Below are 9,497 nucleotides of genomic sequence, written 5' to 3'. Positions count from 1 at the left end.
CGTCGTGGGGCTCGATCCGCGAAGCTGCAGCGCAAACCTGCGCAGCATCGGCATTAAATCCGGTAATCCCCTCAGCGCCGACTACACGTCGTGCGGACACGCCCTGACCAGCGACGGATCGGATCCGGGAACGCTGTACATTCCCAATCCGCAGACCGGCACGTTCGATACGTTCGGGCAGTTTCGCCAGCCGTGGCAGCTGAATCTCGGCATGCAGACGTCGTACGATTTCAGCCCGCGCGTGACCGGCCGGCTCATGGTCACCAACCTGCTCAACCGCTGCTTCGGCGGTTCAAGCGCGCCGTGGACGGCGGCCTACCCTCCCAACTCCGTGATCTGCGGCTACGTCTCCAACACGTTCTACAACGGCGGCCACTTCTACAACGGCACGGGGCCCAACGATCTCGCCGCCAACGGCGTCAAAGAGAATCCGTACTTCGCGCAGAGTTTCGTGCCGACGTACAGCGACTCGTCTTCGGGTAACTATCCGCTTGCGTTGAACTTCTACTTCGCCCTTCAGGTGAAGCTGTAGTCCCCGCGATCTACTCGCTCGACGCCGGCAATCGCATCGCCGGCGTCTCGGGCGCGGTGATCTCGCCCGACGGCCGGGGCATCGCCTACGTCGTCTCGCGGTCGGTCGTGGAGCGAAACACGTCGGTAGACGAACTGCACGTGTATGACCTAAAGCTCCGGCGCGACCGCCGGCTCTCTCTCGTACACGAGTCGTACTCGAACCTCATGTGGTCGTCCGGCGACCGATTGGCCTATATCGCCGACGATCCGGCAACGAAGACCGATCAGATCTTCGCCCTCGATGCGCGCGGTCGGGAACAGCGCATCACCGCCGGCCGCACCGAAGTGATGGATGCGAGCTGGGCACCCGACGGCGTGCGCTTCGCCTTCGTTCGCCGTGACGCAGTGCCGGTACGCACCGGCGCCGCGAGTTTTCTCGACGGCTTTGCCGTGGGAGACAACGCGTATCTCGCGACGAAGGCGCCGGTGCCGGCGCATCTCTGGCTCGTCGACCTGCGGGGGCGCGAGCGGCGCTTGACCTCTGGCAGCGATTGGAGCCTGCGCGACGACCTTCCCTCGTGGTCGAGCGACGGCCGCTCGATCGTGTACGCTCACGCCGACGGCGTCGCTTACAGCCTACGCGACCGATCCTTCGTGGAGCGCGTCGACGCGGCAAGCGGAATGCGCCACGCGCTGACCCCGCAACGCCATTTCGAAGAAGGGCCGCTCTACGCGCCCGACGGGTCGAGCGTCGCCTACCTCTATCCGCGCGACGGTGATCCCGCTAATGAGTCCGAGGTGTTTACCGTCGCGGCGGCGGGCGGCGAGCCGCGCGACGTTTCCGGAGGCCTCGACCGCCACAGCGAGGCCTTCGCCTGGTACGATTCCTCGCGTCTGCTGATGCGCGTCTACGACCGCACGCGCGTTCGCCTCGTCCTCGGACGGACGGAGCGTGCAGGCTTTGAAGACGTCAGCACGGGTGAGGTCGCCGACGCTTCGATCGAAGCGCAGTGCGCCGCGCGCAATGGTGCCATCGCATTTACCGGTTCGACGCCGCTGCACCCCGACGAACTCTACTATCTGCCGTCGGCCTCCGCAGCTCCCCAGCGGCTCACGAACTACAACGGTACGATCGCGGCGCTCGATCTCGCCCATCAAACCGAGATTGCGTACGCCTCGGGCGGCTACATGCAGTACGCCGTTCTCACCTATCCCCCGGGCTACGATCCGCACCGCAAGTATCCGCTGCTGGTGCGAATTCACGGCGGCCCCAATCTCTCGTCGTTCGTTGCCTTCGATCCGTTCTATCAATACGCGGCCTCGCGCGGGTATCTCGTCCTGGCGCCGAACTATCGCGGTTCGACCAATGGCGGCAATGCATTCCAGCACGCGATCTTCGCCGATCCGAGCGTCGGCCCGGGCAACGACGTGCTCGCGGCGATCGATGCGGTCGTCGCGCGCAACATCGTCGATCCCGGCCGGATCGGCGTCTCGGGCTGGTCGTACGGCGGTCAGATGACGACCTGGCTGATCGGCCACGATACTCGCTTCAAAGCGGCAGTCGCGGGAGCCGCCGTCGACGACCTGGTCGTCGATTATGCGACCGCCGACGATATCGACGACGATCGCAACTCGCTCGGAAGCTCGCCCTTTGCGCCCGGCGCGCTCGCGCAGTGGAGGACCGCTTCGCCGTTGACGTACTTCGAGCGAATCACGACGCCGACGTTGATGTTTTCCAACGTCTACGACGTTCGCGTTCCGATCGTGGAGAGCTACGAGCTCTTTCACGCGCTGCGCGACCGAGGCGTCCCCGTGGAGTTCTACGCCTATCCTACTTCGGGCCATCTGCCCAGTGGGCCGGTGCGAACGGCCGACGTCTATCGCCGCTGGCTCGATTGGTTCGACCGTTACGTCAGGAGGTAGTTACGATGAAGCTCACTCTCGGCTCGCGCGCGAGCGGCGTTTTCGTTACGCTTGCGCTTCTTACCGGGTGCAGCGCGGCCGGAAATCAAGCCGGTCCCGTTGCCTACCCCGGACAACCGGCAACCGCAAAGGCAGCGGGAGATGCGTTGCTCTACGTCGTCGACAACGGCGCCAATACGGTCTCCTATCTTTCGTATCCCAAGGGCAAGACGCTCGGCACGCTGACGGGCTTCGGTTCGGTCAACGGCTCGTGCGTCGACGCGAAGGGCGACGTCTTCATTACCGATAGTCACAACTCCGAGCTCGACGAGTTCGCTCACGGCAGCAGAACAATCCGCAAGCGCCTCAAAGATACGCAGGATTATATGCTCGGCTGTTCGGTCGATCCGGTCAGCGGAAATCTCGCCGTGGCGGCCCAGCCGCGCGACAGCAGTCCGGGCGGAGTCGCCATCTTCACGCACGCAAAGGGCAAACCCAAGGAGTTCGAAGGCTCGCCCGTCTACCTTCCCAGTCACTGCACCTACGATGATAAAGGCGATCTTTTCGTCGATGGCTCCAACGGGCACGCCCAGTTTGCGCTGGCCGAGCTGCCGGCGAAGAGCAAAGCGTTCGTGACGATTACGCTCGACGAGTCGATCGCTGCTGCCGGCGGCCTGCACTGGGACGGAACCTACCTCGCGGTCGACGATCAGGGTGTCGGTTATCAAGGCTCGACGGTCTACCGTTTCGCGATTTCGGGCAGCTCGGGAACGACCGTCTCGAAGGTCGCGCTGCGCGGCTCGCGCGATGTCGACGATTTCTGGATCGACGGCGGCAAGCTCATTGGGCCCGACCAGGGGGTGAGCTCGGCGGTCGTTCGCGTTTGGAAGTATCCGGCGGGCGGAAAGCCCCAGCGCAGTTTCGGTTCTTTCGTCTTTCCCGTTTCGGACGCCGTGAGTTTGTAGGAGAGCATTGATGGAAGGTATCGACCGACGCGACTTTTTACTCGCTGCCGGCGCGGCCGCGACGCTCGCGGCGACGGCGCCGGCGGCGGCTCAGGGCGGCAGCGGCCCAGTCTTTCTTTCGACCTGGAAATGGGGCATCGAAGCCAACGCGCGCGCGGCGCAAGTCTTCGCCGCCGGCGGGTCGGTGCTCGACGCGCTCGAGAAAGGCATCAACCTGGTCGAAGACGATCCGAACGTCGATAGCGTCGGCTACGGCGGGTTGCCCAACGCGCAGGGAGAGGTCGAGCTCGACGCCGGCATCATGGACGGTACGACGCATCGCGCCGGGTCGGTCTGTAACCTCCACAAGATCAAGAACCCGATCTCGGTCGCGCGACTGGTTATGGAGAAGACGCGGCACACGACGATGGCCGGCGAAGGCGCGTTGCAGTTCGCGATCGAGATGGGCTTCAAACCGATGCAATTGCTGACTCCAAACAGCCTCGAGGCATGGCTGAAGTGGAAGAACACGCCCAACCACAAGACGTTTTGGATCGACGCGGATCATCACGATACGATCGGCATGGTCGCAATCGACGGTAAGGGGCAGGTCGTCGCGGGGTGTTCGACGAGCGGGCTCGAGTGGAAGATCCCCGGACGCGTCGCCGACTCGCCGATTGTCGGCTGCGGCTACTACGCCGATGCGTCTGCGGGGGCAGCCTCGGCCACGGGCAACGGCGACGTGATGGCTAACTACTGCACGTCGATCTACATCGTCTCCCGAATGGCCGCCGGCGCGCACCCGCAGGAAGCCTGCAACGATTTGATGCGTTTCATGGCCAAGAGCGCGCCCGATCTGCACGGCGGCGAATACTGCGTGATCGCGATCGACACGCACGGTGAGATCGGCGCGGCCTCGATGAACGCGAAGATGCCGCTGCAGTACGTGCTCTGGCGCAACGGAGCCAACGCCATGCACACCGCGGCGGCCCTACTTTAGCTGAAAGTCACCGTCGACCGAGGCGCGCCCTACTTGTAGGTCTGCACGCAGGTGTGCGTAGCGTCGCTCAGCTCCGGCTGCGTCGTGTACTGCTTAGAGCCGAAGCGATCGTTGGCGAGATTGTGCCAGGCGCAGTCGTCGCCGATCTCGCCGTCGACCCCGCGCCAGCCGCTGAAGGGCTGCGGGTCGGTGATCGCCTCTCCGTATTCGTCGCCGGCCATGATCGTGACGCCCTCATCGGCACCGCTCTCGTCAGAGGGGGGCTTGATGCTGTTTTTGCCGCAGCCGTCCGAGTCGGGCGTGTACGGGAAGTTAATATACGCCAGCAGATCGTTCTTCTTGTAGTAGGTATAGCTGTGATAGGCGCACCAGTTCGCCGGGAAACCTTGCATGCTGCGGCCGTGCGGCGTCGCGACGAGGTAGACGCCCTGCGGATCGTACTTCAGGTGAGACAACGCCTTGATCGCCTCCGCGGCCACTTGCTGATCGGTCGGACTGCTGGGCACCGCCGATTCGTCGCTCCACGTTCCGCCGAACTGATCCTTCGGATTGGTGATGTACACGTTCTTTTTGCCGACGGTCTCGTAGTATTGCGTATAGATGTTGTTGTGTGCGCTGCCTCCTAGGCTCTTGGCGTACGATTCGAGCAGGCTCTGCACTTTGTTCGGGTCGCCGTACTTCTTGTAGCCCCAGAAGACGAGATACAGCTTCGGGGCGGTCAGCACGGCGCCGCCGTTGTACCACAGCAGCAGCTGGTCGGGATGTGCGCGGGCGGCAGAGGTCGCTGGCGGGGGGAGTTGTGTGGTGGTGGTGCTCGAGCAGCCGTACGAAACGATTGCCGCGGCGCATCCAAGTGCGGCCGCGAGCCGGGGAACGTATAACGCGCGCATGCTCTCCTTTACGAGGCCTTGGCGAAATTTGCCTCGAAGCAGCGCTTACTTCGCGCGAGCTATTTCGATCGGAGGTCCTTCATGCGCAATGACATTCGCCTGGCTCCTTTGCTTGTGGGATCTTCATACTTTTCGGCGTCTTCATACTTTGGGACACGCCATATTCGCCGTACGCTCCGCCGATCAACAGCATCCGGTCACCCGGAAGCCTGTTGATCGAAAAGCCGTAAGCCAATGGCGCTCGTCGCGGCGGTCCTCCTCGGTTTCCTGGCTGGGCTGCGCACCTTCACGGCACCGGCCATCCTCTGGCTGATGCGGCGGCCCGGCCCGCTTGCCTATGTGCTCGCCGTGCTCGCGCTGCTCGAAGACGCCGGCGATCTGCACCCCGGCGCACCGGCGCGCACGCAACCGCTCGGGCTGATCGCGCGAGCCTGCAGCGGTGCCTTTTGCGGCTGGACGGTAACCGCGCTGGGCGGCGCCCCGATCTTTGCCGGCGTGCTGCTCGGCGCCCTCGCCGCGGTGGGCGGAGCCTTCGCCGGATTGGCCGCCCGAAAGCTCGCGATCGAGCGACTCGGACGCCTCCCCGCGGCGCTGCTCGAGGACGCCGCAGCGATCCTTGCCGCAGCCGCCGTGGTAGCGTTCGTCTAACCCGAACGCCGGAGGCCTACGCAACGGAAACTCGAAGCGGAGAGCAACGTTTTTTTTCATGCGGTAAGAAAGGGTCTGAATGCGGCGTTGCGCCTCTGTTTGGCGGGGATCGTTCCTCGCTTTCCTCGTTGCTTGCTCTGCGAGCAACAATGGAAGCATCCCGCCGGCGACTCCGCTCGCGCCAACCGGACTGCAGGGCAACGCCGCCCCGGATGCAACCAGCCACGGGACGCTCTTCGTGGCGAACTATTACGTGAGCACGATCTCCGTTGTGCCCCCGGGCTTCAAAGCCCCAACGCGGACGATCTCAAACGGGGTCAGCTACCCCGATTCGCTCGCCGAGGGTAAATCCGGAATGCTGTACGCCGGCAATTACGGCTCACCAAGCGGGAGCTTCACGAGCACGGTTACCGCCTACCCGCACGGCGGCGGAAGTCCGTCGAGGACGATCAGCAACGGAATCTTCGGCCCCTATACGATGGCAGTCGACAACGCCGGCCGGCTTTACGTCGCGAATAACGGCCACGATACCGTCACCGTTTATTCCGGCCGCAGCAATACGCCGGTAAGAACGATCGTGCGAGATATTCGCAACCCGCAGGGCCTCGCGTTCGACGGCAAAGGGAATCTCTACGTCGCAAACTTTGCCGCTAACAGCGTCAGCGTCTATCCGCCCACGAAGAACGAACCGTTGAGGATCATCAAAGCCGGCATGGCCGGCCCCTCGTCGATTGCAATCGATGCCGCCAACAATCTCTACGTTGCTAACGAGCGCGGCAACTCGATTACTGTCTACACGCCGGGCCAGTGGAGCACGCCGCGCCGGCTCACGGCGGGGATTCACCAGCCGATCGCGATCCGCACCGACGGTGTTACGCTCTACGTGCTGAACTACTTGCGCAACGTGCTGGCCGCCTACGACGTGCAGACGCTCAAACGCGTCGCGGCGACCTCGACGGGGATTGCGTGCCCGAGCACGATGACGATGAACCAGGACAGCTCGCTCTACGTTGCCAGCACCTGTCCGAGCGGCGTCACGGAGTACTCCGCGTCCGGCCTGCGCCTGCAGCGGACGATTACCAAGGGCATCAGCGATCCGGTCGCCCTCGTCGTCTCTCCGTAGGCTCGCGCTTCTCACGGTCCTCGCCGGCTGCCACAGCGCCGGTACCGGCGCGCTGACGCCGGCGTTACGGGCTGGCCCGTTTCATGCCGGGGCGGCTTCGAAGATTCGGCACGTGGTCATCATCGTTCAGGAAAATCGCACGGTCGACAATCTCTTCAACGGCCTTCCCGGCGCCGACACCGTGCACAGCGGACTCAATTCCAAGGGATTACGCATCCCGCTGCGGCCCTTTGGCTTAACGACGCCGTACGATCTCGGCCACACACACGGCTCCTTTGAAACCGAGTACGACGGCGGCAAGCTCGACGGCTTCGACAAGGTGACCGGCCGCTGTTTCAACCTGAATCTCTGTCCGGCCCCGCAGATCCGCGCGTACGGCTACGTTCCGCGCAAAGCGGCCGCACCGTACTTCGTTATGGCCGAGCAGTACGCGTTTGCCGACCGAATGTTCCAGACGAACGAAGGCCCGAGCTTTCCGGCGCATCAGTACATCGTCAGCGGGACCTCGAGCGTCGGCAGCGGCTCCTCGCTGCGCGCTGCCGATAATCCCTTTACGCTCGCCGGCGTGCCGACCGGAGGGTGCGACTCGCCGGCGGGTTCGCTCGTTGCGTTGATCGACGCGAAAGGAGCGGAGCATCAGTACGTCTATCCGTGCTTCCGCCGGATCGCACTGATGGATCTGATCGATGCGAAATCGCTGACCTGGCGCTACTATCAGGCGAGTGCCGGCGCGGGGTTATGGAATGCGCCCGATGCGATCGTGCGCGTCCGCGATAGCCGCGAATTCGCACGCGACGTCGTCAGGCCGTCCGCACAGGTGCTCAAACACATCGCCGGCGGAAGGCTCGCCGACGTCGTTTGGATTACGCCGACCGGCCTTGCCTCCGATCACGCTCGCTCGACCAACGGCTCCGGCCCGTCGTGGGTGGCGGCGATCGTCAATGCGATCGGCAAGAGTTCGTACTGGGGTTCGACGGCGATCTTCGTGACCTGGGACGACTGGGGCGGCTGGTACGACCACGTGGCTCCTCCCCGCTACAACTCATACGAACTGAGCTTCCGCGTACCGTTGATCGTCATCTCGCCGTACGCCAAGAGCCGGTACGTCTCGCATCGGCAGCACGAGTTCGGCAGCATTTTGAAGTACGTCGAAGAAACGTTCGGCTTACCGTCGCTGCACACTACCGACGAACGCGCCGACGATCTCTCCGATTGCTTCGATTATTCGCAGGCGCCGCGTACGTTTAAAACGATTCCCGCGCCCTTGCCGCCGAAATACTTCTTGCAGAACCCCTTGGGCGGCGGTCCTCCCGACGACGACACGACGTATCGCGAGCTCTACAGTTTCGGAGCGAAAGCCAACGACGGCAAAGCGCCCGCCTCGCATCTAACGGCGAGCGGATCGGCACTTTATGGGACGACACAGTTCGGCGGCGCGAGCGGTTCGCGCTGCCCCTCCGGCTGCGGGACGATCTACTCGATCGACGCGACGGGGAAAGAGCGCGTGACCTATCGCTTTGCCGGCGGTGACGGCGGTGCCGCTCCCAGCGCGGGGCTAACGCCAGTTGCCGGGGGATTATTCGGCACGACGAGCCTCGGCGGCGCAAACGCAAACTGCGCGGGCGGATGCGGGACGATCTTCAAAGCGAGCCGCGCCGGAAGCGGCGCAACGACGCTCTACCGCTTTGCCGGAGGGGCCGATGGTGCCGCGCCAAACGGCCGGCTCCTGGCACTCGGGAATAAGCTCTACGGCACCACGCAGTTCGGCGGGGCGCGAAACGCACTGTGCACGAACGGCTGCGGCACCGTTTTCCGAGTCGGCGCCGGCGGTAAGCTGGAGCACGTGCTGCACGCTTTCAAAGACAGCGGCGGCGATGGCGACCAACCCGTCGCGGGTCTCATCGACGTCGATGGCGCGCTCTACGGCGCGACGCAGTACGGCGGCACGAGGACGCCGTTTTGTTCGCTCGGCTGCGGCACCGTTTTCAGGCTCGACCCACGCACTGGTGCGGAATCGGTCGTCTACCGTTTTCGGTACGGGCCAGACTCACACGACGGCGCCTATCCGGCGGGGCGGCTGCTCGACGTCGATGGGACCTTCTACGGAACGACGCTCGGCGGGGGCTCGGCCTCGCAAGGCACCGTCTTTCGGATAGAGCGCTCGGGAAACGAGCGCGTACTGCACAGCTTCTCGTGTTGCCGACCAGTACACGACGGCGCAAATCCGCTCGACGGCCTTACCGCTCTCGACGGCGTGCTCTACGGAACGACGAGCGAGGGGGGAGCGAACGAAAAGGGCACGATTTTTAGTATCGCCGGCGACGGCAGCGAGAGCCTTCTCTACAGTTTCGGCGACCGCCCGGACGGGTTGAAGCCGGCGGCGGCGCTCGAGTCGTTCGAGGGTCAGCTCTACGGAGTGGCCGATTACGGCGGCGCCGGCAGCGAAGGCGCGATCTTCAGCTTTTCACCGTAGCGCC

Annotated in this window: 8 protein-coding genes; 7 read left to right on the top strand and 1 reads right to left on the bottom strand. The window is 64.2% G+C overall.

The window, feature by feature from the left end:
• From VGG51_01640 to VGG51_01625, 4 genes are all read left to right on the top strand, one after another.
• Positions 1 to 532 (top strand): hypothetical protein (locus VGG51_01640; protein ID HEY1881727.1); only part of this gene is annotated, 532 nt, incomplete at its 5' end.
• Positions 533 to 588: 56 nt separating this feature from the next.
• Positions 589 to 2,436 (top strand): prolyl oligopeptidase family serine peptidase, encoded by a 1,848-nt coding sequence (locus VGG51_01635; GenBank protein HEY1881726.1) that lies wholly within the window; start codon positions 589 to 591, stop codon positions 2,434 to 2,436.
• A gap of 5 nt (positions 2,437 to 2,441) precedes the next feature.
• On the top strand, positions 2,442 to 3,380 hold the full coding sequence (locus VGG51_01630) for a hypothetical protein (protein ID HEY1881725.1): 939 nt from the start codon (positions 2,442 to 2,444) through the stop codon (positions 3,378 to 3,380).
• Positions 3,381 to 3,390: 10 nt separating this feature from the next.
• Entirely contained in the window at positions 3,391 to 4,359 is a 969-nt protein-coding gene (locus VGG51_01625; protein HEY1881724.1) for a N(4)-(beta-N-acetylglucosaminyl)-L-asparaginase, read from the top strand.
• Between the two features lie 29 nt (positions 4,360 to 4,388).
• On the opposite strand, the gene VGG51_01620 is transcribed toward VGG51_01625, so the two are convergent.
• Complete coding sequence (locus tag VGG51_01620; protein ID HEY1881723.1) at positions 4,389 to 5,249, bottom strand: hypothetical protein; 861 nt, start codon at positions 5,247 to 5,249, stop codon at positions 4,389 to 4,391.
• 234 nt (positions 5,250 to 5,483) lie between these two features.
• Here VGG51_01620 and VGG51_01615 point away from each other — a divergent pair, with 234 nt between their 5' ends.
• The 3 genes from VGG51_01615 (at position 5,484) to VGG51_01605 (ending at position 9,493) form a co-directional block, all read left to right on the top strand.
• On the top strand, positions 5,484 to 5,897 hold the full coding sequence (locus VGG51_01615; GenBank protein HEY1881722.1) for a hypothetical protein: 414 nt from the start codon (positions 5,484 to 5,486) through the stop codon (positions 5,895 to 5,897).
• A 79-nt stretch (positions 5,898 to 5,976) separates the two neighbouring features.
• Entirely contained in the window at positions 5,977 to 7,020 is a 1,044-nt protein-coding gene (locus VGG51_01610) for an NHL repeat-containing protein (GenBank protein HEY1881721.1), read from the top strand.
• A 112-nt stretch (positions 7,021 to 7,132) separates the two neighbouring features.
• Positions 7,133 to 9,493: a choice-of-anchor tandem repeat GloVer-containing protein gene (locus VGG51_01605; GenBank protein ID HEY1881720.1), complete on the top strand. Its 2,361-nt coding sequence runs from the start codon at positions 7,133 to 7,135 to the stop codon at positions 9,491 to 9,493.
• The last annotated feature ends 4 nt before the right edge of the window (positions 9,494 to 9,497 follow it).

It is taken from the genome of Candidatus Cybelea sp. (assembly GCA_036489315.1).
Classification (GTDB): domain Bacteria; phylum Vulcanimicrobiota; class Vulcanimicrobiia; order Vulcanimicrobiales; family Vulcanimicrobiaceae; genus Cybelea.
The sequence above is the reverse complement of the archived record's forward strand: the minus strand, read 5'-3'. Positions and strand labels throughout refer to the sequence as shown.

Excerpts from the sequence above, each read along its gene's own strand:
- VGG51_01630 (HEY1881725.1), top strand. The coding sequence starts at position 2,442 with ATGAAGCTCACTCTCGGCTCGCGCGCGAGCGGCGTTTTCGTTACGCTT.
- VGG51_01625 (HEY1881724.1), top strand. The coding sequence starts at position 3,391 with ATGGAAGGTATCGACCGACGCGACTTTTTACTCGCTGCCGGCGCGGCC.
- VGG51_01620 (HEY1881723.1), bottom strand. The coding sequence starts at position 5,249 with ATGCGCGCGTTATACGTTCCCCGGCTCGCGGCCGCACTTGGATGCGCC.
- VGG51_01615 (HEY1881722.1), top strand. The coding sequence starts at position 5,484 with ATGGCGCTCGTCGCGGCGGTCCTCCTCGGTTTCCTGGCTGGGCTGCGC.
- VGG51_01610 (HEY1881721.1), top strand. The coding sequence starts at position 5,977 with ATGCGGCGTTGCGCCTCTGTTTGGCGGGGATCGTTCCTCGCTTTCCTC.